General features: G+C 49.1%; 29 protein-coding genes and 1 other annotated feature. Of the genes, 27 read left to right on the forward strand and 2 right to left on the reverse strand.

Features of this window, described 5'->3' with window-relative positions; all coding sequences use genetic code 11:
* Positions 1-14: 14 nt before the first annotated feature.
* From PaeBR_RS07925 to minD, 19 genes are all read left to right on the forward strand, one after another.
* Positions 15-1211 (forward strand): GGDEF domain-containing protein, encoded by a 1197-nt coding sequence (locus PaeBR_RS07925; RefSeq protein WP_410514306.1) that lies wholly within the window; start codon positions 15-17, stop codon positions 1209-1211.
* 1178 nt (positions 1212-2389) lie between these two features.
* A complete protein-coding gene (locus PaeBR_RS07930; protein ID WP_410514307.1) occupies positions 2390-2557 on the forward strand; it encodes a hypothetical protein in 168 nt (55 codons plus the stop codon).
* A gap of 447 nt (positions 2558-3004) precedes the next feature.
* Positions 3005-5065 (forward strand): alkaline phosphatase family protein, encoded by a 2061-nt coding sequence (locus tag PaeBR_RS07935; protein ID WP_410514308.1) that lies wholly within the window; start codon positions 3005-3007, stop codon positions 5063-5065.
* Between the two features lies 1 nt (position 5066).
* On the forward strand, positions 5067-5345 hold the full coding sequence (locus PaeBR_RS07940) for a thioredoxin family protein (RefSeq protein WP_410514309.1): 279 nt from the start codon (positions 5067-5069) through the stop codon (positions 5343-5345).
* Between the two features lie 82 nt (positions 5346-5427).
* Positions 5428-6336, forward strand: a complete 909-nt coding sequence (locus tag PaeBR_RS07945) for a LysR family transcriptional regulator (protein ID WP_410514310.1) — start codon at positions 5428-5430, stop codon at positions 6334-6336.
* A gap of 13 nt (positions 6337-6349) precedes the next feature.
* On the forward strand, positions 6350-6745 hold the full coding sequence (locus tag PaeBR_RS07950) for a DMT family transporter (RefSeq protein ID WP_410514311.1): 396 nt from the start codon (positions 6350-6352) through the stop codon (positions 6743-6745).
* Positions 6745-7059: a DMT family transporter gene (locus PaeBR_RS07955; protein ID WP_410514312.1), complete on the forward strand. Its 315-nt coding sequence runs from the start codon at positions 6745-6747 to the stop codon at positions 7057-7059. The genes PaeBR_RS07950 and PaeBR_RS07955 overlap by 1 nt, the downstream gene beginning before the upstream one ends.
* A 104-nt stretch (positions 7060-7163) precedes the next feature.
* Positions 7164-8027 carry an ABC transporter permease subunit gene (locus PaeBR_RS07960; protein ID WP_410514313.1) on the forward strand — a complete coding sequence of 288 codons (864 nt, stop codon included), beginning with the start codon at positions 7164-7166 and terminating at the stop codon, positions 8025-8027.
* A gap of 75 nt (positions 8028-8102) precedes the next feature.
* Positions 8103-9233 carry an aliphatic sulfonate ABC transporter substrate-binding protein gene (locus tag PaeBR_RS07965; RefSeq protein WP_410514314.1) on the forward strand — a complete coding sequence of 377 codons (1131 nt, stop codon included), beginning with the start codon at positions 8103-8105 and terminating at the stop codon, positions 9231-9233.
* A 29-nt stretch (positions 9234-9262) separates the two neighbouring features.
* Positions 9263-10159: an ABC transporter ATP-binding protein gene (locus PaeBR_RS07970; protein WP_410514315.1), complete on the forward strand. Its 897-nt coding sequence runs from the start codon at positions 9263-9265 to the stop codon at positions 10157-10159.
* Positions 10160-10223: 64 nt separating this feature from the next.
* Positions 10224-11414, forward strand: coding sequence for an SPOR domain-containing protein (locus PaeBR_RS07975; RefSeq protein ID WP_410514316.1), 1191 nt, complete (start codon positions 10224-10226; stop codon positions 11412-11414).
* 153 nt (positions 11415-11567) lie between these two features.
* Positions 11568-11813 carry a DUF4321 domain-containing protein gene (locus PaeBR_RS07980; RefSeq protein WP_410514317.1) on the forward strand — a complete coding sequence of 82 codons (246 nt, stop codon included), beginning with the start codon at positions 11568-11570 and terminating at the stop codon, positions 11811-11813.
* A 22-nt stretch (positions 11814-11835) separates the two neighbouring features.
* Positions 11836-12447, forward strand: coding sequence for a Maf family protein (locus tag PaeBR_RS07985; RefSeq protein WP_410514318.1), 612 nt, complete (start codon positions 11836-11838; stop codon positions 12445-12447).
* A gap of 17 nt (positions 12448-12464) precedes the next feature.
* A complete protein-coding gene (radC, locus tag PaeBR_RS07990; protein ID WP_410514319.1) occupies positions 12465-13154 on the forward strand; it encodes a RadC family protein in 690 nt (229 codons plus the stop codon).
* Positions 13155-13195: 41 nt separating this feature from the next.
* Entirely contained in the window at positions 13196-14230 is a 1035-nt protein-coding gene (locus tag PaeBR_RS07995; protein ID WP_410514320.1) for a rod shape-determining protein, read from the forward strand.
* Between the two features lie 65 nt (positions 14231-14295).
* A complete protein-coding gene (gene mreC / locus PaeBR_RS08000; protein WP_410514321.1) occupies positions 14296-15174 on the forward strand; it encodes a rod shape-determining protein MreC in 879 nt (292 codons plus the stop codon).
* A complete protein-coding gene (gene mreD, locus PaeBR_RS08005) occupies positions 15174-15704 on the forward strand; it encodes a rod shape-determining protein MreD (protein WP_410514322.1) in 531 nt (176 codons plus the stop codon). The genes mreC and mreD overlap by 1 nt, the downstream gene beginning before the upstream one ends.
* Before the next feature lie 78 nt (positions 15705-15782).
* Complete coding sequence (locus tag PaeBR_RS08010) at positions 15783-16442, forward strand: septum site-determining protein MinC (protein ID WP_410514323.1); 660 nt, start codon at positions 15783-15785, stop codon at positions 16440-16442.
* A 5-nt stretch (positions 16443-16447) separates the two neighbouring features.
* Positions 16448-17242 carry a septum site-determining protein MinD gene (gene minD / locus PaeBR_RS08015; RefSeq protein WP_410514324.1) on the forward strand — a complete coding sequence of 265 codons (795 nt, stop codon included), beginning with the start codon at positions 16448-16450 and terminating at the stop codon, positions 17240-17242.
* 48 nt (positions 17243-17290) lie between these two features.
* On the opposite strand, the gene PaeBR_RS08020 is transcribed toward minD, so the two are convergent.
* Both PaeBR_RS08020 and PaeBR_RS08025 read right to left on the reverse strand, forming a co-directional pair.
* The gene (locus PaeBR_RS08020; protein ID WP_410514325.1) at positions 17291-18205 is read right to left on the reverse strand and encodes an EamA family transporter; all 915 of its coding nucleotides are present in this window, start codon (positions 18203-18205) and stop codon (positions 17291-17293) included.
* 96 nt (positions 18206-18301) lie between these two features.
* A complete protein-coding gene (locus PaeBR_RS08025) occupies positions 18302-19033 on the reverse strand; it encodes an AraC family transcriptional regulator (protein ID WP_410514326.1) in 732 nt (243 codons plus the stop codon).
* A 122-nt stretch (positions 19034-19155) separates the two neighbouring features.
* On the opposite strand from PaeBR_RS08025, the gene PaeBR_RS08030 reads away from it, so the two are divergent.
* The 8 genes from PaeBR_RS08030 to obgE all read left to right on the forward strand — a co-directional run bounded on the left by PaeBR_RS08030 (position 19156) and on the right by obgE (position 25587).
* Entirely contained in the window at positions 19156-20007 is an 852-nt protein-coding gene (locus PaeBR_RS08030; RefSeq protein ID WP_410514327.1) for a peptidoglycan DD-metalloendopeptidase family protein, read from the forward strand.
* Positions 20000-20848, forward strand: a complete 849-nt coding sequence (locus PaeBR_RS08035; RefSeq protein ID WP_410514328.1) for a M50 family metallopeptidase — start codon at positions 20000-20002, stop codon at positions 20846-20848. Before PaeBR_RS08030 ends, PaeBR_RS08035 begins: the two co-directional genes overlap by 8 nt.
* A gap of 46 nt (positions 20849-20894) precedes the next feature.
* The gene (locus tag PaeBR_RS08040; protein WP_410514329.1) at positions 20895-22139 is read left to right on the forward strand and encodes an Rne/Rng family ribonuclease; all 1245 of its coding nucleotides are present in this window, start codon (positions 20895-20897) and stop codon (positions 22137-22139) included.
* Between the two features lie 89 nt (positions 22140-22228).
* Positions 22229-22313 (forward strand) — a sequence feature (ribosomal protein L21 leader region).
* A gap of 14 nt (positions 22314-22327) precedes the next feature.
* Positions 22328-22639: a 50S ribosomal protein L21 gene (rplU, locus tag PaeBR_RS08045; RefSeq protein ID WP_410514330.1), complete on the forward strand. Its 312-nt coding sequence runs from the start codon at positions 22328-22330 to the stop codon at positions 22637-22639.
* A gap of 12 nt (positions 22640-22651) precedes the next feature.
* Complete coding sequence (locus tag PaeBR_RS08050; protein ID WP_410514331.1) at positions 22652-22987, forward strand: ribosomal-processing cysteine protease Prp; 336 nt, start codon at positions 22652-22654, stop codon at positions 22985-22987.
* A 17-nt stretch (positions 22988-23004) separates the two neighbouring features.
* Complete coding sequence (gene rpmA / locus PaeBR_RS08055) at positions 23005-23316, forward strand: 50S ribosomal protein L27 (RefSeq protein WP_410514332.1); 312 nt, start codon at positions 23005-23007, stop codon at positions 23314-23316.
* A gap of 204 nt (positions 23317-23520) precedes the next feature.
* Complete coding sequence (locus PaeBR_RS08060; protein WP_410514333.1) at positions 23521-24261, forward strand: Spo0B domain-containing protein; 741 nt, start codon at positions 23521-23523, stop codon at positions 24259-24261.
* Positions 24262-24276: 15 nt separating this feature from the next.
* Positions 24277-25587: a GTPase ObgE gene (gene obgE, locus PaeBR_RS08065; protein WP_410514334.1), complete on the forward strand. Its 1311-nt coding sequence runs from the start codon at positions 24277-24279 to the stop codon at positions 25585-25587.
* Positions 25588-25628: the final 41 nt, after the last annotated feature.

Below are 25628 nucleotides of genomic sequence, written 5' to 3' on the forward strand. Positions count from 1 at the left end.
CATGGGCCAATTGTGTGATTGTTCAGGGTGGTGAATTCGTGATCTATTTTTTTGATATCAAAACGCTGCTGCTTACGCTCATTCTGGGTAATCTGTTCACGGTGCTGCTTATTTTGGCTTACCGCCCCCGGTATCCTAAGGATAAGACCTCATCAATGTTCATAGCTGCCAGATGTCTGCAGACTGTATATTGGATTCTGATGTACATCAAGAGCGGGACAGACGACCAGAGCCTCTTCTCCTTCTCCCTGAGCAATGCTTTCCATTTATACGGGGGGGCCTTGGAAGCACTTGCTCTGCTTAGTCTTCTGGGCTACTACAATAAGAGGGTTATGACTTATTATTTCGTGCTGGCCGGATGCAGCCTTGCCGGGTTAATGTTGATTAGCTTTTTCAGCAGTGATAGATTACTTCTTACAAGTTTTACTTGTCTGCTGGTGGGGCTGTTTATCGCATATCCTGCCTATTGCCTTGGTATGAACCGCACAGGATCATCTCTCCAGAAATTAATGGGCCTGATGTACGGATCCGTTATTCTGATTTTTTGTTTTCGGGTAGCATACATTCTATATTCCGGGCAAAACATTACCAGATATTCTTATGATAGTGTTCAGTTGTTGTACTTTATAGGGATATATATGCTTATGTTCATTGGAACGGCTGGTTTCGTGCTGCTCTTCAGAGAGCAGTCCTACATAGAGCTGGAGAAAGTCGCAACATATGATGAGTTGACCGGAATACTGAACCGCGGATCTTTTGTTATACGTGCCCGCTCACTTCTTGCTGCCGCTGCCACAGAAAGATTGTCCTTCTCATTTCTGCTGCTAGATATTGACCACTTCAAGAATGTGAATGATACCGGCGGACACGATACCGGGGATAAGGTGCTGAAGGACTTTGCCTTTAAAATAGGGCGGGAACTGGGCAGTAAAGATCTCTTCGGCAGATTCGGCGGTGAGGAGTTTGCTATTATCCTTCACGGCGCTGATGAAGAGACCAGTGACCAGACCATTGAGCGTCTGCGCACTGCAATTATAGGTTCAACCATTAACGGAGTACCGTTTGATTATACGGTTAGTATGGGTGTGATTACTGTCGGGCCCGACGAACTGATTCCTCTTAATACACTGTACAAACTGTGCGATAACGCGCTTTATCGGGCCAAACAGAATGGCCGCAATTGTGTAGTGAGGAGCAGTGGAAATAAATAATAATCCTTTTGTCCCATGAATCGACACAACTCTATCGAAAAATGAGTTACTATTGATCTAAAGTTCTAATAAAACTTAGGAGAGAAGACTCATGCCTAATTACTATTTCCGGGAAATTTGGACACCCTTAAAATTGCTGCGTATTTGTTTTTATCGTGATGATGAAAATCGTTTCTGGATTAAAGTCTGGTCGAGGCCTCGCCGACTTTTAACAAAAGGTTAAATCTATCTGTCTGAATGTTGAGAGAATCAAAGAAGCCAAGCCCTTGTCTCCCCTAAAGAGATAAGGGCTTTTTGGAAATATAAGAAAGATTTAAGGAGAGGACAGAGGGGTTCCCCCTTTCTAATTTACTTTTAAATATAAGACGAACATGCCGCTCTCGAAGCACCTCTGATAAATGAAATAACTCGTTATTTCAGAACAGAAAGTAGAAATTCTACGGCTCCACACGATTGCTAATGCTTGATGTTAACCAAACGGAATATATAAAGGGACAGCGATAAATGATGTATCGAATACAGGCCTGTTGATTAACCAACAATTAGTATCTTGTGTCGATACTTACGTTACACACTTAATTGCATTCTATGCAACTATATGGAAAAAAACGGAGTACATCTTACTTCCAATTGCATTTCGTGCAACTAAAATAGAGAAAATATCTGTTTTCCGGCCATTCTCCGCTAAATAGTTGCAGCAAGTGCAACTAAGTTGCTTTTTGTTGGCTTACGGCGAGTAATAATTGTACCAAGTGCAACTATAGGCAGATGAGGTCCACCAGAATCAGGTGTCCGTAGGCGGCCTTTTGTATCCATTTTTTGTATAATCGACAGGCCTGTATCGAATACAACAATACTTGGTCATATCTACTCTGGAGCGCCGAAATGATGTATCGAATACAATAATACTTGGTCATATCCACTCTGGAGCACCGAAATGATGTATCGAATACAACAATACTTGGTCATATCTACTCTGGAGCGCCGAAATGATGTATCGAATACAATAATACTTGGTCATATCCACTCTGGAGCACCGAAATGATGTATCGAATATAACAATACTTGGTCATATCTACTCTGGAGCGCCGAAATGATGTATCGAATACAACAATACTTATCATATCCACTCAGGAGCACCGAAATGATGTATCGAAGGTGAAGAACTACCGCTTAGCGTGGTACGTGATTTTGACATAATGGACGATGGCGATCCAGAGGTAGCGCCGCAGTTTTCCTGCGAAGCTTGCGGAGGGGAAATGTACCCGGAATACTACAAAGGTGTTCATGGTTACGAATACCGGATTGAAACTCGAATCGGGAAAAGAGAAGTAGAAGGCAGCTGAAAGTAGAATAGAAAGGGAATGGGTAAGGGGTGGAAAAGCGATAGCGGCCGCCTTTGAACTTCGTGTTAAAACCACTAAAGACTATTCCAAATCACACGAAGTTCAACAGCGGTTGGAACCCCATACCCAATTCCCTCCCCCTGCTCAGACGTATGGGTTTAGATAAGGACCTGAGGCGTAGCCTCGGGTTTTTCTTAAAATATAAGAAAGTAAAGTTTCACTCTATACTTTATCCTTATATTTCTCCGAGAAACGGATACCGTCTCTTTCAGGACGGCGAAGCCGTTTCTTCTTATTTGATGGAACAGCCCGGGGCATAGGCGGGACTTATACCCGATATAATCAATAACTATTTAACAAGATCTTATGTTCCACCTATAATAACAGCAGGGATTATTCCTAGTTTTCTCATTGGAATATTATTAATATATAGAACGGAGTGAATCTATGACACAAGGTAAGGAAAAGGCCAAAAAGGTGCTCCTGCTCGGTCTGGACGGAGCGGACCCCATTCTTGTACAACGTTATGTAAGGGAGGGCAAACTTCCCAACTTCAAAAAAGCACTGGGACTCGGAGTGACCACGAATGACCTGGGCATGCAGAGTGTGCTTCCCGCCATTACGCCCCCGAACTGGGCATCAATTGCAACCGGAGCTTATCCTGCAACCCACGGGATTACGTGCTTCTGGAACCATACGCTCGGCAATGAGCTGGATGTGCTTGATTACGGCTTTGATTCCGGGCTGCTGAAGGCTGAGACGATCTGGGAGTCTTATGCAAGAGCAGGCAAGAAGAGCATTATTTTCAACTATCCTACCTCTTGGCCGCCTCAGGTGAAGGATTCCATCTACGTAGACGGAACCAGCATCTATACCAATCTTCGCGGGTATATTGATTATGAGAAGATCTATGAAGGCAAGACCGGGGAATTTGAATTAACCGAAGTCCCCCATCTGGTGGACAATACGGGGGCCAATTGCCGCTTTGAAGGCGAGGAAACAACACAGAAGGCTGAAATCAGCAAGGATACGTACGAAGGTTTTGGTTATACACAGCCGGGACTCGTTACAACGACCCAGGACGGGGAACTCTCCGCAGACGTTCCTACCGCCGATCAGATCAAGACACCAATTAAGCCTGCAACTGGATGGACTTATGTACCGCGCAATGCCCGTGAGTTTGTGCTCCCGGTGAACAATGGTGAAGCCTTACGTTGCGGCCTGCTTGTATCAGATAATGGCACCGACTATAACCGCATCCGAATTTATGCATCAAAGAAGGCTGAGGCACCACTGGGCGAGGCGATTTTGGGTGAGTGGAGCGGCTGGATTTACGATCAGTACACTATAAATGGGGAGCAGATACCCGTAGCTTACAAGATCCGTGTCCTGGACCTTGATCCGTCTGGGGACAGCTTTAAATTCTATTCTTCCTATGTGCTTGATTTAAAGACGGGTAAGTATTTTCATCCGCAAAACATCGGAGAGGAGCTCTACAGCAAGGTCGGGCCTATGCTTCAGCCGTCCAATTACAGCCGTTTGAATCCGCAGGCTGATCAGGTGCTGCTGGAATCCATCGACGAAATGTACCGCTGGCATGTGGATGCCATCAACTATCTGCTGGATAACAAAGAATGGGATCTGTTCTATACACATATGCATGGAATTGATATGTTCATGCACTTCTATCTTGACCATACATTGGAGGCTGCTTCACCTGAGTATGAAAGGTATCAGGAAGTTGTATATAACATTTATGAAATTACCGACCGCTTCATCGGAGCGCTGCTGGAGCGCCTCGACGGCGACACAACCATATTCATCGTGTCGGACCATGGCGGAGTGGCCAAAAACCCGGAAACCGATCATCCGCTGATCGGCGACATGTGGGGAATCAATGTTGGGATTCTGGGCCAGCTAGGCTACACTCAGCTTAAGAATACCCCCGAAGGACCGCAAATTGACTGGAGCCGGACGACTGCGGTCGCACAGCGCGCAACCTTCATCTATCTAAATATGAAAGGCCGCGATCCCCAAGGGATTATCGATCCTGCCGATTATGACAAGACCGTGGAGAAAATTATTGACGATCTATACAGCTATCGCGATCCGAAGACGGGAAGAAGGGTCATCAGCTTTGCCCTGAATCGTAAGGATATGGAAGTAGTGGGACTCGGCGGGGAGAACAGTGGTGATATATTCTACATCCTTGAGCCTGATTTTACCCGCTGCCACGGAAATGGCCTTAGCAATCATACTTTGTCCGGTTACTCTATGCGGGCATTGTTCATAGCTCTCGGAGCAGGTGTGAAGTCCGGCGAGGTGATTGACCGCAGAATTAAAGTGGTAGATATTGTGCCGACGATTTGCCATTTGACGGGCGCCCCAGTGCCGAAGAATGCCGAAGGCGGGGTTGTCTATCAGATACTAGAGCAAGTTGAGACGGAATACGGTTTTGCCGGAGATGCTGCGGTGCCGGTGCCGGCGGGAACAGGTGGCGGGTTATAGGATGCGCACGGACAGTCCGCGCAAACCGATTCCCCATATCGGGTCAAGCGAATTTGAAGATTTGACTTTCGGAAGTGAAGAGGCGGTGGCCCATGAATTTAACAACCGGTTGAATGTATATGGAGTCGATGTTGACAAGCACCGCCCGCTGTTTCAAAAGCTCCGTCTCAAAGGCTTGCCGCATCTTGTGCTGTTTCGGAATGGGGAAGTCAAAGCGAAGCTCGGAGGCTTTCATCCCAAGCAGATAATTGTAGACAAACTGGAGCAATGGCTTAAATAAAACCCTTTATCCGGTTTATTTCCTAGTACTCACATTGGATTTATTATATACTGATATGACTAGGATGAAGAGGGAGAAAAACATGCGTCTGGAACAGCTCTATCATATTGTTGCAGTTGCACAGACGGGCTCCATTTCAATGGCTGCGGAGCGCTCATACATTTCCCAACCGGCATTAAGCTCGTCTGTGTCGAAGCTGGAGGTGGAGCTGGGTGTCCCGCTATTCAAGCGGACCAGTCAAGGCGCACATCTCACGGAAACCGGAGAAGCCGTAGTACAAAAAGCCATACTGGCTATCGATTTGCTGGAGGATATCAAAGCCATTGCGGCGGAGAGCACACATGCTCTTTCCGGGAATATTCATCTGGCCGTTGAGCCTTTTATCAGCAATACCATTATGGTCAATACCCTGACCGCCTTTAAATACAGGCATCCCAACGTGAATGTGCTGATGAAGGTCGGGGAGTCCAATAATAACCTGCGTGACATTGCCGCGGGAAAGGCCGATTTCGGAGTGCTGATGAAGACAGGCGAGCTGCCCGAAGAGAAGGATTTATGCATCAAGGAGCTGTTCAATGACCAATTGGTGCTCCTCGTCAGCAGTGAGTCTATGCTTGCAAAATCATCATCCGTTACGCTTGCTGAGGCTATGGCCCAGCCGCTTGCACTGTACAATACGGAATTTGCAACCGACTGCGGCATGTCTGAGCTGTTGAAGAAATACGGTGATTTTAATGTCGCTTACCGGTTGGATAGTTTCCCTATGCTGGAAAAGGTCATTTCTCTCAATTTATGCACCGCCTTTGCGCCCAAGTGCATGAGTGATTATTTTCTGAACCGGGAGAGCATTGTGCCGCTGGAAATCTCGGATGCGCAGCTGGACATTTCCATAGTAATGGCGTGGACGAAGAGGCATCATCTGTCCCTGATCGAAAAAGAAATGATGGAAACGATCAAATCCCATTGCTCCATGTGTGAGTTTATCGGTTGAAGGGGAGAAAGCTATGGGAGCCGGAAAACGCTCCGCAGGCAGCCTGGGTGCCTGGATTTACATCATCCTCGGGGGTCTGCTTGATATCGTTTGGGCCGTCGGGCTAAAAATGGCGGACGGATTTACGTTATTGCTGCCCAGCTTAATTACGCTGTGCTGCATAGGGTTGAGCTACACTTTCTACATCAAGGCAGTGAAGGTGTTGCCGATTGGAACGGCATACACGATCTTTACAGGCATCGCTGCAGCAGGCATCTCCATCGCCGGTATGCTGTTTCTGGGTGAACCTGTCGGGACCCTGCGAATATTGTTTATAGTTATGCTGATTGGCGGCATGGCAGGCCTGAAGCTGGGCGGTCACGATGAGACCGCGAGACACCCCGGCGCGACTTTCCGGGAGGACATATAATGGCATGGGTCTATCTGTTTATTGCCGGACTTGCCGAGGTGGCCAGCGTGCCGTTCCTGAAAGAATCCGCCGGGCTGACCAGAATCCGGCCAGCTGCAGCCGCTGGAATCGCACTGGTTCTAAGCTTTTACTGTCTTTCGAAGTCGATCCGGTCGATTCCGGTTGGCACAGCATATGCCGTCTGGACGGGGATCGGCTCCTGCGGTGCCGTTGTAACGGGGATTTTGCTGTATGGTGAGTCAGTCAAAGCATCCAAGCTGATTTGTGTGGCCTTTATCATTATCGGTATGATCGGACTTAAGCTGACTTCCTGATCACAAATAAACATGAGCCTACCGGACAACTGGAGGCCTCCTCTTAACAGATACGGGATATATCCGTACGTATAGAGGGGGCCTTTCCTCATGTTGGCGCTGGAATGGGGGAGGATAACGGGATTATGGGGATGAACGTCAAAAAAATGGTGTCAAAGAAGCCTTCGCGGAATAGGGGGAAGAGGGCAAACTCGGCAGCGTCCAGTGAATGGTTGTACCGGGGGATATCCGCAGGAACGCTGCTTACAGCATTTCTGCTGTGGTGGCTTGTTAGTGAAAGGGAATGGGTGAACCCTCTGTTTCTTCCATCTCCAAAGGTCGTTTGGTCGGCTTTTCTGGACATTGTGCAAGCAGGATACAAGGGTGAGAGCCTGCTGAACCACATTGGAACAAGCATGAGGAGGCTCTTTCTCGCCTTGGCGTTCGCTTTTGCTACAGCAGTACCGCTGGGCATTTTATGCGGCAGATACCGCTCGCTGCGGGCGATCTTCGATCCTTTTATCGAATTTTACCGACCGCTTCCACCTCTGGCTTACTATACGCTGCTCATACTATGGTTCGGTATTACCGATGTGTCCAAAGTAATTCTATTGTACCTGGGTGCGTTCGCTCCTCTGTTCATTAGCTCCGTCTTCAGCGTTCAGCGTCTAAGCAGGGACAGGATCAATGGGGCTAAATCGCTGGGAGCGAACGGATGGAAATTGTACGTATTTGTCATTTTTCCGTCCGTGCTGCCTGAACTGCTGACGGGACTGCGTACCGCAGTCGGCGTAAGCTATGCGACCCTGGTCGCTGCGGAGATGGTGGCTGCCGTCTCAGGGATCGGTTGGATGGTGCTGGATGCCAGCAAGTTTTTACGAAGCGATATCATGTATCTCGGCATCATTATCATGGCGGTGATCGCGATCACGATCGACCTGGTGATCCGCAGTTTGATCCGGCGGGTGTCACCTTGGGTAGAGCAGTGAAAAGGATAAATATAATATAAGCCTGTGAGCGGCTCTATGCCCGACTTACCGGACTTTCAAAAGGGAGAGAAAAAAATGAAACAACGTCGTTCACGATTCGGATTTGGATTTTTATTGGTAATCATAGCTATGTTGCTGGTAGTAACCGCCTGCGGCAATAGCGGCGGCAGCGCAAGCAACGGTGATAATACAGCGCAGGCTGCTGCCAATGGAGCGGAAGCTGCGGCAGTACCTTCGGCCGAAGCGCCATTGGAAACATCTGAACCGGTGCAGGAAGAGCTGCCGAAAGAAATTCGGATCGGCTACCAGGTATCACCGAACGGCGAGCTGCTGGCCAAAGCACTGGGTCTTTTGGAGAAGAAATATCCGGATATCAAAATTTCATGGCTGAAATTCGACTCGGGCCGGGACGTCAACGTAGCTATTGCCAGCGGCGGGATTGATTTCGGCCTTGTGGGCACGCCTCCGGGAGCTTCGGGTGTGGCTCAAGGGCTGCCTGACCAAATCTATTATATTCACGATGTTATCGGCAAGAGCGAAGCTCTAGTGGTGAAAAGCAATTCAGGCATCAATTCCCTTCAGGATCTTAAGGGTCATAAAATTGCCACTACCTTTGGCTCCACCTCACACTTCAGCCTGTTGTCAGCATTGAAACAGGAGAACATCGATCCCACTACGATTACCATTCTGGATATGCAGGCTCCCGACATCGTAGCCGCTTGGCAAAGAGGGGACATTGAAGGGGCTTATACGTGGCAGCCGAGCCAGTCGAAGCTTGTAGAAGATGGCGGGAAAATCGTTATCAGCTCGGCTGAAGTGGCGGCCAAAGGCGGCATTACAGGAGAGTTTGGGGTTGTTCATAACTCTTTTGTCCAGAAATATTCGAATGTTGTGAAAGGATATATCTCAGTGCTTGATGAGGCTGTGAAGTATTACCGCGACCATCCGCAGGAATCAGCAAAAGCCCTCTCGGCAGAGCTGGGCCTGACCCCTGAAGCAACACTAAAGGCGATGAACGAAATTATTGTACTTGATGCGTCGCAGCAAACCTCGCCCGAATATATGGGTACGACGGACCAGCCGGGTGCATTCGGCCAGCTTTTGAAGGATACCGGAGATTTTCTGGTAGAACAGAAATCTATTACTGAGTCGCCTGATCTATCCACTTATCAAAAAGCGCTTCGCAATGATCTGTACAGTAATTAAACGTTAAACATGGGAGGGGAGAGGCCGAAATGATTACCCGGGAACATCTCGCAGGCCACGGTTTTTCAGACGCAATAGTTAAAGAGGGAAGTAACCGTTCGGTTCTTACAAACACTCAGAATGCTGGGGTAGCCACAACGGGTGACCTGTCGGACCGGGAGCATAGGATTCGGTTGGAGGGAATCGGCCTCTCTTACCGAGGCGTGACTGTACAGGAGCAGGCGTTATATGGCATCAACATGGAGCTGGCGCCGGGGGAATTGGTTGTTGTGCTGGGACCCTCCGGCTGTGGAAAAACGTCCCTGCTTAATATTATTGCCGGTTACCTGCGGCCGACGCAGGGCAGCATTACCATCAGTGGCAAACGACATACCAAGCCTAATTCCGAGGTCGGCGTCGTCTTTCAACAGCCCAATTTGTTCCCATGGTTATCACTAGCCCAAAATATTGAGTTTGGCCTGCGCATGAAGAGTGTCCCAAGGGCAGAACGCAAGGATCTCGTGGCTTATTATCTGGATATGATGGGTCTTAGCTCTTCGGCAGGGCTGCTGCCCCACCAGCTGTCGGGAGGTATGAAGCAGAGGGCCGCTATCGCCAGAACACTCGCAACTGAGCCGGAGATCGTTCTGCTGGATGAGCCCTTTAGCGCGCTTGATGCATTAACCCGGGAGAGCATGCAGGTTCATTTGCGCCAGATATGGCGCAAGACAGGCAAATGCCTGTTTTTTATAACACATGATGTGGATGAGGCACTGCTCTTATCCAGCAGGCTTGTTGTTATGCATCCGGACCCAGGCAGAATCGTAGAGGATTTCAGTAACCCTTTAACCTCCGGAGAAGGAGTGGAGCGATCTTTCCATGAGATCCGCGGCAGCCGTGAATACAGTGAACTGAGGCAGTTTCTTTTCTCAAGAATCGGCTCGTAAATTCGTGGTATCCTCTCAATCTTTAAGCATAGCTCTCTATTGTCTATCATATATTTTCTTATAGATGAGACAAGGTGAGGTGTACGGAGTGAATAACGGAAGAATGACCTTTCGGTTTGATATTGAAGAGGATAAGCGCAAGAAGGAAGAACGCTGGCCGGGCAGCGGGTTAAGAATAGCCAAGGAGTATGGTCCTGAGGTTCAGCCATCTGAGAATCAGTCATCTGATGTTCGGCCCCATCTGTATCCGGAGCTGTGGGGCGATGCTCCCCCGGTTCTCCCACTGGATGAAGAAGAAGACAGCTGGTATAGAAATCGTCAATCCGACCATACAAGGGAACGCTACATGGACGAGGAGTCTTCAGTCCCCAATGAACTCTATAGCGGAACCCACCATTCCCGTCGTCCTTCGTATTGGTGGAAGTTCGCTGCCTCCGTTACTGCAGCAGTCGGTATTGGTATCCTGTTTGGTTATGCGGCATTATCCTTTTTTCGCGGCGGTGACCTGCCTGACACTGCTGTAACAGAAACCTCTAATATAGCAGTTGCGGGAGAGCAGAGTGTTGGGGTCGCCCTGGACCCTGCCGGTTCGGGAACCTCCGGCTTATCGATTAACGGTAATGATACCGGGAACCCGCTGCAAAAAATATCTGTACAGGTAGCGGGACAAAGCTACTTTTTGCTCCAATACGGAGTGTTCAGCACTTCTGATGGAGCATCGCAGGCGCAGCAGGAGCTGCTGACGGCGGGGTTGGCTGCCGGTTTGGACCCTGCTGACGGAAACCGGGTATATGCCGGTATTTCCCCGGACCGGGAGCAGGCCAAGCTGTTAAGCAATGGATTGAAGTCTCAAGGCATTGAGCTGTACGTGCGGCAAGTAGATCTTCCTGCTGCAGAAGAGCTGGCTTTTGGTGGAACTGCAGAGACAGTCAATCATTATTTCGAGGTTAGCGGGAGGTTGCTTGGAGAGTTGAGCAGCTTAACGGCCTCATTGCTAAATAATGGTTCAACAGCCCCGACCTCTGATGTCAGCAATCTTCATCTGGAATGGACTGAGGCTGTGAAGGCTTTACAGAGCGGTTTGCCTCCCGCAGCACTCAGCATCATTGCAGAACAGGAGAAATCCATAAGCCAGGGAATCTCAGCATTGAATGAGTATAACAAGAATAAATCGGACGGCCTGCTCTGGGAAGTTCAGGGCTCCATGATGGCTTATCTCACCGGGCAGAAAAAGCTGCTGGCTGCGTTAACCTGATCGATTGAGCTAATTTATAAAATTATATTAAAAAAGCATGCAAAATCCGGCCCGGAAATGATTGCCATTCCCGGGCCGGATTTTGCGTTTGTATTGAACTCCTTTTCACCGTATAATAATATGGGTGTCAAAAAATGGCGAGGGAAGACTGACATGAAGAAGAAAAATGTAGGAACACTGCTGTTATTTCTGATTCTGGGCTGGCTGGCCGGAGCGTGGATCGCCAAGCTGCTGCAGCCCGTGAAGGCTCTTTCCTTTCTTACCACATCGACCATGCTCAAGTGGTCGCCGCAAGCTGATCTGGATATTATAACCTATGACATCACTATTCAATTGAAATTGTGCCTGCTCAGTCTGGCTGGTATCATTACTGCCGTTTGGCTTTACCGCAGACTGTAACCAGGGAAGGGACGTTAATAACGTGGACGAAGGGAACTCACGCCTCATTATTCTAGCCTCAGGTTCACCGCGCCGCCGGGAGCTTTTGTCTCTGCTGGGCCTGACCTTTGAGGTGGTGACCAGCGAAGCGGATGAGAGTACCCCGCCGGAATGGACTCCGGAGAGAATTGTACGGTCGCTTGCGCTTCGTAAGGCGGAGGCCGTGGCCGCTGACAGCAATCAACGGAATGCCGTTATTGTAGGCAGCGACACGATAGTTGTACTGGACGGTCTTGTGCTCGGCAAGCCGGTGGACAAGCAGGACAGCAGGGCTACGCTCAATGTTCTGCAGGGCAGGAGTCATCAGGTGTATACGGGTGTGGCTTGCATAGGACTGCCTGAAGGCAGGATATTAGTGAATCACCGGGTAACCACCGTTACAATGAGGGCGCTAAGCCCTGAAGAGATTGAGGCCTATGTGGCTACCGGAGAGCCGGCAGACAAAGCAGGTTCTTATGCCATACAAGGGCTGGGTTCTACCCTGGTAGAAAAGATAGACGGCTGCTATTTCAACGTAGTTGGACTGCCTTTGTCGCTGCTAAGCGGCATGCTGTCCGAATTGGGCATACAGGTGTTGGACCGACAGGGAGAGTAAAGGGAAGAGGGATCGGGATGGAGTCGCAAACGTTAATGCTGCGAGACCTCCCCCATGAGGAACGACCACGTGAGCGCATGATGCAAAATGGGGCGGAATCATTAAGTCAAGCGGAGCTTTTGGCTATTTTGCTGAGGACGGGAACACGCCGGGAATCCGCTATCGGCATTGCTCAGCGCATGCTTAGCCAGGCAGGCGGCCTGCGTCAACTGGCAGACCTTAGCATCAAGGAATTGACGGCAATCAAAGGAATCGGTCCGGCAAAGGCTGTTCAGCTGAAAGCGGGTATCGAACTGGGAAGACGCATGTCCAATTCACGGCTGAACCAGCCGGTAACGATCCGCAGCCCTCATGACGCGGCAGAGATTTTGACCGAGCAGCTGCGTTATCTGCAGAAGGAACACTTTGTCTGTTTATTCCTTAATACCAAGAACCATGTTATAGCCCAGGAGACGTTGTCGATGGGCAGCCTTAACGCCTCCATTGTCCATCCGCGGGAGGTCTTCAGGGCCGCCATCAAGTGCAGCAGTGCTTCCATTATATGCGCACACAACCATCCAAGTGGTGATCCTGCGCCAAGCCCGGAGGATATTGCCCTAACCTCAAGATTACTTCAGGCGGGTGAGATTGTAGGAATCGATGTGCTGGATCATTTGATTATCGGAGACAGCAGTTTTGTCAGTATGAAAGAAAAGGGTTTAATGTAATATAAATTGTGCAGATTGATTCAGGAAAGGGAGATTACAGCATGTTTGGTGGTTTTACGAAAGATTTGGGAATTGACTTGGGGACAGCGAATACGCTTGTCTATGTTCGCGGCAAGGGGATTGTTGTAAGAGAACCTTCCGTGGTGGCCATTAATACCGATACGAAATCGATCGAAGCTGTAGGCGAATCCGCCAAAAAAATGATCGGCCGTACTCCGGGCAATATCCGGGCCATCCGACCGATGAAGGATGGCGTAATTGCTGATTTTGATACGACAGCTACCATGATTAAATACTTTATCCGTCAGGCCCAGAAGCAGCGGTCCATATTTCAGCGTCACCCCAATGTAATGGTGTGTGTTCCTTCCGGTATTACGGCTGTTGAGCAGCGTGCCGTGGAGGATGCTACGAAGCAGGCGGGTGCGCGTGAGGCCTACATTATTGAGGAGCCATTCGCGGCTGCCATCGGTGCGGATTTGCCGGTATGGGAGCCGACGGGCAGCATGGTTGTAGATATTGGCGGAGGTACGACGGAAGTTGCCGTTATTTCACTGGGCGGTATTGTGACAAGCCGTTCTGTGCGTGTAGCCGGGGATGAAATGGATGAAGCCATCATCCAATATATCAAACGCCAGTATAATCTGATGATCGGGGAACGTACTTCGGAGCAGCTTAAGCTGGACCTTGGTTCCGCGCTTTCGCTGGAGAAGGCTGAAACGATGGAAATTCGTGGTCGTGATTTAGTAACGGGTCTGCCGAAAACCCTCACCATTACCTCCGATGAAGTCTGTGAAGCCTTGTCGGATACGGTTAATGCAATTATTGAAGCTGTAAAGGTCACGCTGGAGAAATGCCCGCCTGAGCTTGCAGCAGACATTATGGATCGTGGCATCGTACTGACTGGCGGGGGCGCACTTCTCCGGAATTTGGACAAGCTGCTGGCCCGGGAGACCGGAATGCCGGTAATTGTCGCTGAGAACCCACTGGACTGTGTAGCTATCGGCACCGGGAAAGCGCTCGAGAATATTCATCTGTTCAAGAGCCGGGGCAGTTCAACCTTTCGTTCCAAACGTTAAGACCAGGATAATGGCCTGCTTATGAACGTCAACCCCTGATGTGGGAGAAATATGCTTGTTAGAGGGTGCTAAGAGTGTTTAAGCTATTAAGCAATAAACGCCTGTTCATACTGTTGATTACACTGGTTCTTTTTATTGTGGTGATGGGCTTTAGCTTGGGTACGCGAAAGGCGCTGTCCTGGCCTGAGAACTTTCTCCGGGACACAACCGGTTTCTTGCAAAATGTAATCTACAAGCCCGCTGGATATGTAGCGGGCTTGTTTGAAGATATCGGAAATTTGCGAAATCTCGCCGAGGAGAATGAACAGCTCAAAATTACAGTTGCCCAGTATACGCGTGAACAGGCACAGTATAATTTTATCCAGTCGGAGAATGAAAGACTTCAGAAGCTGAATAATTTTACGGTGGAACAAAGAGAGAAATACAAATATGAATATCATATCGCCCAGGTGGTCAGCTTGACCACGGAGCCCAGCAACAGCACGCTAGTCATTGATCTTGGTGCCAGAGAAGGTGTGAAGCCGAATATGTCTGTCATATCCGTAGAGGGTCTGGTGGGGGTGATCAGTCAGGTGAGCAACTTCACCTCAACGGTTAAGCTTATGACAATGATGGATATTAACGATCCCAATTCCCAGCCGGCGATTGCTGCAACGGCCCTGACCAAAGAGAACCAGACCTTCGGCATGATCGAAAGATATGATCCCACAACAAAGATGCTGAGTATGAATAAGATTGCTCCAACGGACCCCATTGCAGAGGAGGATGTTATCGTATCCTCAGGGATCGGCGGCTTGTATCCGCGCGGGTTACAAATCGGGACCGTCGAAAGTGTGGAAGTGGGAGAATTTGGCCTAACCCGTACGGCGATGATTAAGCCAGCCGCAGAATTTCAGGATTGGAAAGAATTAATTGTTGTTTTCACATCGGAGGATATCAAGTAGTGAGTATGCGCAGATCCGTACTAATCCTATTATTATTTCTGGTGTTTATTCTGGAGGGAACCGTACTGCCATGGATTATTCCGGATGCCTGGCAAATGAGGATTATCCCTGATCTCGTTTTTATCAGCATTTTGTTTGTTGCCATTTATCATCACCGGCATACAGCCCTCCTATTGGGCCTTTCATTTGGAATGCTGCATGATATTGTTTTTTACGGAAGAATTCTTGGCGCACATTCTTTTGCCATGGGGTTGTCGGCTTATTTAATAGGTCTATTATTTCAGACTCCGCGTGCACCGCTGCCGCTCATGATGACGGTGGTTCTGCTGGGCAGTCTTTTACAGAATAGTATTCTGTTTGGGATCTACAGTGTATTTAAGCTGAATCAGCAGCCGTATAACTGGGCCTTGCTGGACTATATGCTGCCTACGATGCTCTTTCATTTTGCAATCGCCCTAATCCTGTATATTCCGCTTCGACGCCAGCTAGCCATACTGAAACATGAGACGCGCAAGGAAGAAACTACTTGAACAGTCCTATTTTCTTCCGCAGGAAAGCAGGAACTTGAGGTCCTCGGCACGAATGAATGAGGATAGGGGGACAGGCAGATGACAGTAAAATCCAAACATGTAAGGATCAAGGGCGTCAAGGACGGCCTTGTATTCCTGCTAGACGATAAATGTCCCTTTGAAGAACTTCTGAGCGAGCTTCGATTCAAGCTGGAACACAGCCATCAAAACATTTTGACTGGGCCCATTGTTCATGTAGATGTCAAGCTGGGAAAACGTCCGGTGACGGATGAGGATAAGGAAGCTGTGCTGAACATTCTGAAGAGTCAGGGTAACCTGTTGATTCGTTCAGTTGAAACGTTGGAAGCTCCGAAGAGTGAGACAGGCAGTTCACTTGTTCTGATGAGTGGAATGATCCGTTCCGGCCAAGTGCTGCATCATGAGGGCAACCTGTTGTTCCTTGGTGATGTGAATCCTGGAGGGGCTATAAGCTGCACAGGCGATATTTATATTCTGGGTGCGCTCAGAGGAATGGCCCATGCGGGCATACAGGGTAATGAAGGTGCTATTATTGCAGCATCCCTGATGTCCCCGACTCAACTGCGCATAGCCGAAATTATCAGCCGCCCTCCGGATGAGTGGGGAACCCGGGAGAGCAGCATGGAATTTGCATACCTGTTGAATGGGGCTATGCAGATTGACAAAATTCATAATATAGTCAAGTTTCGTCCGGATTTAAATGTGTTTAAAGGGGTGTAGCCTCCATGGGAGAAGCGATTGTCGTAACCTCGGGCAAAGGCGGAGTTGGCAAAACGACCACAACAGCCAATATTGGGACCGCACTTGCATTGCAGGGCAAAAAAGTATGTCTAGTCGACACGGATATTGGACTGCGTAATTTGGATGTGGTTATGGGGCTTGAGAATCGAATTATTTATGACCTTGTAGATGTAGCAGAAGGCAGATGCCGCTTGAATCAGGCCCTTGTCAAGGATAAGCGGTTTGATGAATTGTACATGCTGCCCGCAGCGCAGACCAAGGATAAAACATCCGTCACTCCTGAACAGGTAAAGGATATTATTCTTGAGCTTAAGAAGGAATTTGAGTATATTCTGATTGATTGTCCGGCGGGGATTGAGCATGGTTTTCGCAATGCGATTGCCGGTGCCGACAAAGCAATCGTCGTTACCACTCCGGAAAATGCCGCCGTCCGGGATGCGGACCGTATAATCGGCCTGCTGGAGCAATCCAGTGTGGAATCTCCTAAACTGGTTGTAAACCGCATCCGCCCCAATCTTATCAAATCAGGAGATATGCTTGATATTGAGGATATATTGCAGGTGCTTAACATTGATCTTATCGGCATTGTTCCTGATGATGAGATGGTGATAAAAGCCGCCAACAGCGGAGAGCCGACGGTCATGAACCCCGACTCTTCTGCTGCGATTGCCTATCGCAATATTGCCCGCCGGATTCTCGGAGATTCAGTGCCGCTTATGCAGCTTAACCGGAAGCCCGGCGCTTTTAAGAAATTCAAGAAATTTTTTGGTATCGGCTGATCTTTTAAATTTACGGTAATTATAATAAAGTCCCACCCATAGAGAAATCTACGGGCGGGACTTTATTTTGTTCCCTAAAGAATTTTTAAGTTTCCGGGGCTGTCTTTCGTGGGAGGAGATTGTCAGCAAGGTAATTCCGCCAAGCAGCAGCAGGATTCCGAGCCAGGCAAATCCGCTGAGAGATTCGCCGATCAGAAAAACGCCAAGCAATGAGGCGACAAGAGGCTCAGCCAGTGAGAAGGTAACGGTAGTGGAGGCAGGGAGCAGGGAAAGGCCAAAGTTGAAGAGAAGATAGGCGATTCCTGTTGCTGCCAGGCCGATATGCAGGCTCACCACTGCTCCTCTTGCGCTCATTAGCCAAGACAGGTCTGTGAATAGCAGAATGGGAGACAACCATAGGGCGCTGAGACAAAAGACGACGGCCGCGGCAGTTTCCGGGTAATGACGTTCCAGCAGTTTTTTGCTGGATAAGGTGTATATGGCAAAGGCTGCGCCAGCACCTGCGGAAAGCAGCAGACCGGCAGGCTGAATGTCCATCGAATGTTGGCCAAGAAACAGCAATCCGCTGCCGATGATCGCGGCTGCTGTAGCAATCCACCATTTAGCTGCAGGTCTTCGGCCGGTCAAACCCCACTCCAGCAGGCCGGCTATGACAGGAGCGCTGCCAAGCGCAACCACTGTGCCAACAGCAATACCAGTCATATGCACACCCGAGAAGAATAGCGGCTGATAAAGGGCCATGCCTAACGAGGATGTTAATAAGGCCCCGGGTGGCAGCCCTTTGAGTTGAAGACGTTTGCGGGACAGGCTGTAACCGAGCAAAAATAATCCCCCTATAGTTAAACGGACAGCACCGAAGGCTAACGGGGAGGTGTTGTCCGGCGCAAAGGATTGCGCAGTCCCCGTAGTTCCCCAGAGGAGTGCTGCCAGCAGGACAGCCAGAGCTGCCATTTTACTATTCATTGAATAAAACCTCCGCTCCAGAATTAGCAATATTGGACGCTAGTGAAAGGGCCTTTGATAATTATAGGGAGCGACCGATTGATTCACTTGTTCTGTTCACAGCTTATTTTTATCCTGGATTAAGCTTTTACGATAGTTTTGTGGAGTTACTCCTTCATAGCGTGTAAATATTTTGGTGAAAGAAGCAGCATATTCGTAACCGACTTCCTGGCTAATGTAGGATATCGAACGGGAGGTATTACGAAGCAGGAGCTTGGCTGCCTTCATTCTCAGATCCAGGATATAGGAAGATGGAGTTACACCAGTCGTCTTTTTGAACCATGCAGCATAATAATTGGGGTGATAATGTTCCAGGCTGGCCAGACTTTCAATTGTCAGCTCCTCCATGTAATGCTGATGGATATATTCAATCGAGGTATAGGAGACTATCGGCAGCTTCCCGCATACATAATGGATAAGATGGATCAGAGCAGTTGAGCTGGACGGAGACGCGGCTTCCTGCAGCAGCAGATCGCTCAAAGCCCGCCATTGATCATCCATTTGCATACAGACCGCAGCTTGAACTCTTCCCTCAGGCCCGGCAGGCATGTAAACCTGCGGAATATCAAGGACCAGAAATTGATTGTCCCCCTGTGAGTGAAAGCTGTGGCTGCAGGTGGGGGGCAAATAAAGACACCGTCCGGTTTGCAGCTGCAGATTCTGGGAAGGGGTCTGCAGGTTCATACTTCCCTGAAGCGGGAATAACAGCTGGCCGTAGCTGTGCGAGTGGGTCTCTACTACGGTTGAATAGGTTCTTTTTTCACAAACGGTTTGCTTCAGATCATTCATCGCTTTTCCCTCCTTGGCTATATTATTGTATAAGAATACCTGAAGGGCAATGGGGGCTTGTTCTAAAGCGACTTCCGTGCTTCATAAAATGGAAGTAAAACAAGCCCGCCGGAGGGATGAATATGGATCAGAAATCAAATATCAAGGACCGCCGCAAGAAGCGTATCCGCAATTTACTGGATGAGACAGCCGGGACGGTGCCCGTATCACCGTTATTCGGAATAACGGATAATAGCAGGAGTATTAAGGAGTGGAATGGCTCCGGGAGGGATCGGTTCCCGTCAGAGCCTGATCCTGAGCTTATGTGGAAGGAACGCCGAAAGGGATGGGAGGAGGATGGAGGCGGCAGAAGGCCTCGTTTCACCAGCGGATTTTTACGGCGAATGGTTGTCAGCGGTCTTTTATTCGGACTGGTATGGGGAGTGTTTACCGTTCAGCAGCCTTGGTCGCTAAGGAGCCAGGATTTTATTGCAAATGCTCTAAATAAAGATATGGACTTTGAAGCGGCAAGAGTATGGTATGAGGAGCATTTCAATGGCGCTCCGGCCTTCATCCCTATCTTTGACACAGAGGAGGAGCCGGCTCAGAAGGTGGCTGCACTTCGTGATTTGAACCCTCCGGTAGCAGGAAACGTTATTCAACCCTTCGCTTCTACGCTGAAAGGTGTGGAAATTATGCCTGAGGTCGATTCAAGCGGAAGTGTGACGGTGAAGAGTGTAGATATGGGGCGTGTGCTTTCCATTTCCAGAGAACCGCAGGGAGGCATCCGGATTATGGTTCGGCATACCGGTAATCTTACTGCCGAATACGGGCACATAAGCGGTACAAAGCTGGAAGTCGACGATTGGGTGCAAAGCGGAGATACGCTCGGCTGGCTGCAGCAGCAGGATTCCTCATCGCAGCCCTTGCTGTTTTTTGCAGTCATGAAAGACAAAACCTATATTGATCCGGCAGAAGTGATAGCGTTTGATTAGGGCCCGCGGCATTGACTTCTCTCTGCATCCGTTATTTGTTATTGTGATGCTCCTCTCCATCGTTACGGGACAATTTCTGGAACTGCTCACTTTATTCGCAATCGTCTTCATTCATGAGTTGGGACATGTCTGCGCAGCGGTGCTTACCGGGGTAACGGTTAAAAGCGTGCAGCTTCTTCCTTTCGGAGGTGTTGCGGTTATTGAAGATCATGGCAAGCTGACTGCCTCCCTTGAGATCGGTATTGCGCTGGCCGGACCGCTCCAGAACGGACTGATGATTGTGTGTGCCTCTGTACTTCAAAGAGCAGGGTATGGAAACGACGTATTTTTAACCTATTTTATTGAGGCCAATGTCATCATTGCTCTTTTTAATCTATTGCCGATTCTGCCGCTTGACGGGGGTAAAATACTACAGGCAGCCATCAGTCTGCTGGTGCCTTATTATTCTGCGCTGTTGTGGTGTGGAAGAATAAGTATAGCCGCTAGTGTTCTGGTTGTGGTCTATGCGCTGTTTCCTTTGGGTACAACTGGTGGAGTGAGGCTTAACGTGCTGATGATCGGCGCTTTCCTCATTTATTCCAACATTGTGGATCACCGCAACCTGCCTTATCGCTTCGTAGCTTTTCTGATGAACCGGGGAGCTGTCTATGATCGTTATATGCGCACGGGGGCTCTGGCCCGTCCGATTGTTGCGTTGTCTGCGAAACCTTTGGATGACATATTGCGTCTATTTAAACGTAACCACTATCATTTTATATATGTTTTGAACGGGAATGGGAATGTAATGGCTGTTGTACCTGAACAGCGACTGGTTTCCTCGTATTTCGGGATCTGGCATTAGTGGTGTCTTAAATTGATAAATGATTTTTTAACCGAGAGGTGAGGCCATGAAACAAATGATCGTTCACTGCACGCAGCATATTACCCGGATGGCTCTCCTGGAGGATGGAAAGCTTGTGGAATACGCAGCGGAACGCAATCAGCAGCAAGGACTCGTCGGCAGCTATTACAAAGGCCGTGTTATAAATGTTTTGCCAGGCATGCAGGCTGCTTTTGTCGATATAGGACAGAAGAAGAATGCCTTTTTATATGTTGATGATGTGCTTCATCCCCATTTGGACAGACAGCCGGACGTGAAGCCCTCCATCGAGGAATTACTGCAGCCTGGCCAGGAAATTATTGTTCAGGTACGCAAAGAACCCGGAGGGGGCAAAGGGGCACGGGTTACTACCCACTACACGCTGCCTGGCCGCTGGATGGTATATATGCCGTATGCAGAATACGTAGGGGTCTCCAAAAAAATCGGCCGTGAATCGGAGCGCAACCGGCTGAAAGGAATCGGAGAACGGCTGCGCCGGAATGAGGAAGGTCTTATTATGCGCACCGTTTCGGAGGACGAGCCTACCGAAGCGGTGGAGGGCGATCTTGCCTTTCTGCGTGCCCAGTGGGATGCCATCACCAGACGAGCGCAAGCGGCCGAAGCCCCTGCTTTGCTCCATAGCGATCTCAGTATTGTGCAGCGGTTTATCCGGGATGCATTCAATCCGCAGCGCGATGAGCTGATGATTGATTCCCAGAAGGCTGCCAGGGAGGCAGAGATCTTTCTGGAGGAGATGGCGCCCGACGGCTATAACCCAGTAGGCGTGTATAACGGGTATGAGCCTATTTTCGCAGCCTATGGGATACAGGAGCAGCTGCACAGAAGCTTTGCCCGCAAGTATACCCTGGAAGGCGGTGCAACGCTGATCTGGGACGAAGCAGAAGCTCTTACCGTAATAGATGTGAACACAGCTCAATATATTGGAGGAGCCTCCCTGGAGGATACGGTCACCCGTACAAATCTGCTTGCAGCGGAACAAATCGGCCGTCTGATCCGCTTGCGGGATACAGGCGGGATTATTATCATTGATTTTATCGACATGGAACAGGAAGGGCACCGGAGGATGGTTACGGACCGTCTGGAGAGTGTGATTTCCCGTGACCGTACCAAGACGCATATCCTTGGCTGGACAAGGCTTGGTCTGCTGGAAATGACCCGCAAGAAAGCCCGGCACGATTCAGCCGGCTTTGCACCCGTTACCTGTCCGTGCTGCGGAGGCACGGGTAAGACAGGAGCATGGCTTGAAGAATAAGCGGAATGAATCCACCTTGCTATAAATGTTGACTAGAGTTAATAAGTATGATAGAATCTTCAAGTATGTGTTCGGTTTATCTATTCCTGCACATGCTGTAACCGCTCCGATCGGGTACATAAGAGCAGTTCCTTGCGGAAATGCCACCTAGACTAGGCGAGTCTGAGACATGAGGAGGTGCAAGTACAATGTATGCAATTATCGAAACTGGTGGTAAACAATACAAAGTCCAAGAGGGCGATGTTTTGTTCATTGAGAAGCTGGAAGCTGAAGACGGCGCAAGCGTAACGTTTGACCGTGTATTGGCTGTTTCCAACGAAGGCGGTCTGACTGCAGGAACTCCGCTTTTGAGCGGCGCAACTGTAACAGCTAAAGTTGAGAAGCATGGTAAAGGCCACAAGGTTGTAGTTTACAAATACAAACCTAAGAAGAACTACCACAAGAAGCAAGGCCATCGTCAACCGTACACGAAAGTAACAATCGAGAAGATTCAAGCGTAAGAAGGTGCGTTAATGATTAGCGTATTGATTACACGGTCTTCGGGGTTGGGTACTATCGTTGGCTTTGAGGTAAAAGGGCATGCGGGTTATGCAAGACGTGGCGAGGATATCGTATGTGCCGGAGTGTCCGCCGTAACGGTTGGAACCGTCAATTCGATTGAAATCTTGACCGGAATATCCATGGATACGTCCATGAAGAACGGATTCTTAAGCGGAACATTAAGTTCTGTGGAAGATACCGAGATCTCCGCAAAAGTGCAACTGCTGCTGGAATCCATGGTCGTAATGCTTGGTGATATCGCAGAATCATACGGGAAGTATATTCAAATACAGCAAGTCATCATTTGAAGAAGGAGGTAGACAACATGTTAAAATTGAATCTTCAATTGTTCGCATCGAAAAAAGGTGTGGGTTCCACAAAGAACGGACGGGATAGCCATTCCAAACGTCTTGGTGTGAAACGTGCTGACGGTCAAACAGTAACCGGCGGCAGCATCCTGGTTCGTCAACGCGGAACAAAAATTCACCCAGGCACAAACGTAGGCATCGGTAAGGACGATACCTTGTTCGCCTTGGTTGAAGGTGTAGTGAAGTTCGAACGTTGGGGCCGCGATCGCAAGAAAGTGAGCGTCTACCCGGTTGATGTTGCTCCGGTAGCAGCGGCATTGGAAGCGTAAGTACGGGACTATAATTGCAATAGAAGCCTCCGGCATGAGTGCCGGAGGCTTTTTTGTAGAAATATTAAAATATGAATTTCATGGGTATACTGGTGAATTGCAGGGAATGCCTGTGTTATACTGGGAAATGTTAAATACGGAGTAGAATCGGTTTATCACTATACATGGTCATGATTTTTCGCGAACTGAGGGCGGGGAGAAAGAATGAAATCCTGGAAAAGTGCAACTTGGGCAGTTATGTTATCCATAGCGCTTCCTTTAGGGCTTGTGTATTGGCACACATCTCTTTTCACATGCCTGATTCTCGTTATATGGGTGGCTGCTGTAATTGGTTTCAGTAATATTTGGAATCGGCGCCATTATGAAAGGGAACTGCGTGTACAGGAACAAAGTCTGCAGCAGGCCGCTATTCGGACACTAAATCATCATCGCCATGACTGGATGAATGATTTGCAAGTTCTTTACGGATATATCCAGCTTGGAAAGCCTGATAAAACCGTGCAGACTGTGGAAAGAATAAAGGAACGTATTGCGCTTGACAGCCGCATTGCCAAGCTCGGAGTTCCTTCGCTTGTGTTCTATATCCAATCTTTTCGTACGCACAGAGGCAGTCTGGAGCTGGAAGTGCAGGTGGAAGAGGGATTGAATCTGGAAGATAAGCTGACTCCAGAAGCAGGAGATGAGCTGACTTCAGTCATCATGCAGACGGTAAGGGCTTACCAATATAGTGGACTTGCTCCTCAGGGCGAAGCCAAGAAGCTTAGTATAGGCTTTAAGCAGGATGAAGGAGACATTCTGATCTCTTTCGAGGGTGAGGGAACGCATGGCAATCCTGAGCTGTTTCAAGGGCAGATTTATAATATCGTGCAAGGAAAAATCATGAGAGCGGAGCCGCTCGGGCATAGTCAGGCCTCTGTCAAATTGCGTCTGCCGCTTGAAATGTGAGGAAGGTGAACGTTTATGTTCGTAGATAAAGCTAAGATTTACGTAAAAGGTGGCGACGGCGGTGATGGACTTGTCGCGTTCCGCCGTGAGAAATATGTGCCGGAAGGCGGACCAGCGGGTGGTGACGGAGGCCGTGGCGGCGACGTTATATTCCGGGTTGATGAAGGACTGCGTACGTTGATGGACTTCCGCTATCAGCGTCATTTCAAAGCAGACAAAGGGGTTAAAGGCCGCAATAAAAGTCAGCATGGAGCTAATGCTGAGCATATGATCGTGCGGATTCCACCGGGTACGGTGCTGATTGACGATGATACCGGAGAGACCATTGCCGATATGACACGTCACGGACAGCAGGTAGTCGTAGCACGCGGAGGCCGTGGAGGACGCGGGAATACCCGTTTTGCAACAGCGGCGAATACGGCGCCCGAGCTGGCTGAGAACGGGGAAGAAGGACAGGAACGCTATGTAGTCATGGAACTGAAGGTTATGGCTGATGTAGGTCTGGTAGGTTTCCCTAGCGTAGGCAAATCAACCTTGTTATCAGTTGTATCCGCCGCCAAGCCGAAGATCGGAGCCTATCATTTTACTACGATTACTCCAAATTTAGGGGTGGTGGATGTTGGTGACGGGCGAAGCTTCGTTATGGCCGATCTCCCGGGACTTATCGAAGGCGCACACGAAGGAATTGGTCTTGGACATGAATTTTTACGCCACGTAGAGCGCACACGTATTATTATTCATGTCGTTGATATGTCCGGTTCTGAAGGGCGTGATCCTTTTGAGGATTGGGTCAAGATTAATGATGAGCTTAAGCAGTACAACGCAGCCCTTGCCGACCGTCCGCAAATTGTGGCGGCGAACAAGATGGATATGCCTGGTTCTGAAGAGAATCTTGCTGCTTTCCGCGAGCGTGCCGCCGAGGTTCGTCCGGACATGGAGATTATGCCGATATCATCACTTACCCGCCAAGGGATTCAAGAATTGCTGTACCGTGCAACGGATATCCTGGATAGCATCCCTGTGGCCCCTGTTATCGAGGAAGTAGCGGAAACCTCCGAGCGTAAGGTTTACAAGCTGGAGGCCGAGGATGACGACTCCTTCACAATTACACGCGAGAACGATACATTTATCGTTAGCAGTCCGCGTATCGAACGGATGCTGAAACGTATGCAGCTGAGCACGCATGATGCTATTTTGAAGCTCGCACGCACACTTCGTCATATGGGTGTGGATGCAGAGCTGCGGAAACGTGGTGCCGAAGAAGGTACGATTGTTCGCATCGGTGACTTTGAATTCGAGTTTGTCGAGAACAGCAGCTACTATTAATAATAGGCTTTTATAATTTAGCGCTGGCTATTGTCTTACCT

This window comes from Paenibacillus sp. BR2-3 (genome assembly GCF_046529485.1).
Lineage (GTDB): Bacteria > Bacillota > Bacilli > Paenibacillales > Paenibacillaceae > Paenibacillus_AQ.

Excerpts from the sequence above, each read along its gene's own strand:
- PaeBR_RS07935 (WP_410514308.1), top strand. The coding sequence starts at position 3,005 with ATGACACAAGGTAAGGAAAAGGCCAAAAAGGTGCTCCTGCTCGGTCTG.
- PaeBR_RS07940 (WP_410514309.1), top strand. The coding sequence starts at position 5,067 with ATGCGCACGGACAGTCCGCGCAAACCGATTCCCCATATCGGGTCAAGC.
- PaeBR_RS07945 (WP_410514310.1), top strand. The coding sequence starts at position 5,428 with ATGCGTCTGGAACAGCTCTATCATATTGTTGCAGTTGCACAGACGGGC.
- PaeBR_RS07950 (WP_410514311.1), top strand. The coding sequence starts at position 6,350 with ATGGGAGCCGGAAAACGCTCCGCAGGCAGCCTGGGTGCCTGGATTTAC.
- PaeBR_RS07955 (WP_410514312.1), top strand. The coding sequence starts at position 6,745 with ATGGCATGGGTCTATCTGTTTATTGCCGGACTTGCCGAGGTGGCCAGC.
- PaeBR_RS07960 (WP_410514313.1), top strand. The coding sequence starts at position 7,164 with ATGGGGGAGGATAACGGGATTATGGGGATGAACGTCAAAAAAATGGTG.
- PaeBR_RS07965 (WP_410514314.1), top strand. The coding sequence starts at position 8,103 with ATGAAACAACGTCGTTCACGATTCGGATTTGGATTTTTATTGGTAATC.
- PaeBR_RS07970 (WP_410514315.1), top strand. The coding sequence starts at position 9,263 with ATGATTACCCGGGAACATCTCGCAGGCCACGGTTTTTCAGACGCAATA.
- PaeBR_RS07975 (WP_410514316.1), top strand. The coding sequence starts at position 10,224 with ATGAGACAAGGTGAGGTGTACGGAGTGAATAACGGAAGAATGACCTTT.
- PaeBR_RS07980 (WP_410514317.1), top strand. The coding sequence starts at position 11,568 with ATGAAGAAGAAAAATGTAGGAACACTGCTGTTATTTCTGATTCTGGGC.
- radC (WP_410514319.1), top strand. The coding sequence starts at position 12,465 with ATGGAGTCGCAAACGTTAATGCTGCGAGACCTCCCCCATGAGGAACGA.
- PaeBR_RS07995 (WP_410514320.1), top strand. The coding sequence starts at position 13,196 with ATGTTTGGTGGTTTTACGAAAGATTTGGGAATTGACTTGGGGACAGCG.
- PaeBR_RS08010 (WP_410514323.1), top strand. The coding sequence starts at position 15,783 with ATGACAGTAAAATCCAAACATGTAAGGATCAAGGGCGTCAAGGACGGC.
- minD (WP_410514324.1), top strand. The coding sequence starts at position 16,448 with ATGGGAGAAGCGATTGTCGTAACCTCGGGCAAAGGCGGAGTTGGCAAA.
- PaeBR_RS08020 (WP_410514325.1), bottom strand. The coding sequence starts at position 18,205 with ATGAATAGTAAAATGGCAGCTCTGGCTGTCCTGCTGGCAGCACTCCTC.
- PaeBR_RS08025 (WP_410514326.1), bottom strand. The coding sequence starts at position 19,033 with ATGAATGATCTGAAGCAAACCGTTTGTGAAAAAAGAACCTATTCAACC.
- PaeBR_RS08030 (WP_410514327.1), top strand. The coding sequence starts at position 19,156 with ATGGATCAGAAATCAAATATCAAGGACCGCCGCAAGAAGCGTATCCGC.
- PaeBR_RS08040 (WP_410514329.1), top strand. The coding sequence starts at position 20,895 with ATGAAACAAATGATCGTTCACTGCACGCAGCATATTACCCGGATGGCT.
- rplU (WP_410514330.1), top strand. The coding sequence starts at position 22,328 with ATGTATGCAATTATCGAAACTGGTGGTAAACAATACAAAGTCCAAGAG.
- PaeBR_RS08050 (WP_410514331.1), top strand. The coding sequence starts at position 22,652 with ATGATTAGCGTATTGATTACACGGTCTTCGGGGTTGGGTACTATCGTT.
- rpmA (WP_410514332.1), top strand. The coding sequence starts at position 23,005 with ATGTTAAAATTGAATCTTCAATTGTTCGCATCGAAAAAAGGTGTGGGT.
- PaeBR_RS08060 (WP_410514333.1), top strand. The coding sequence starts at position 23,521 with ATGAAATCCTGGAAAAGTGCAACTTGGGCAGTTATGTTATCCATAGCG.
- obgE (WP_410514334.1), top strand. The coding sequence starts at position 24,277 with ATGTTCGTAGATAAAGCTAAGATTTACGTAAAAGGTGGCGACGGCGGT.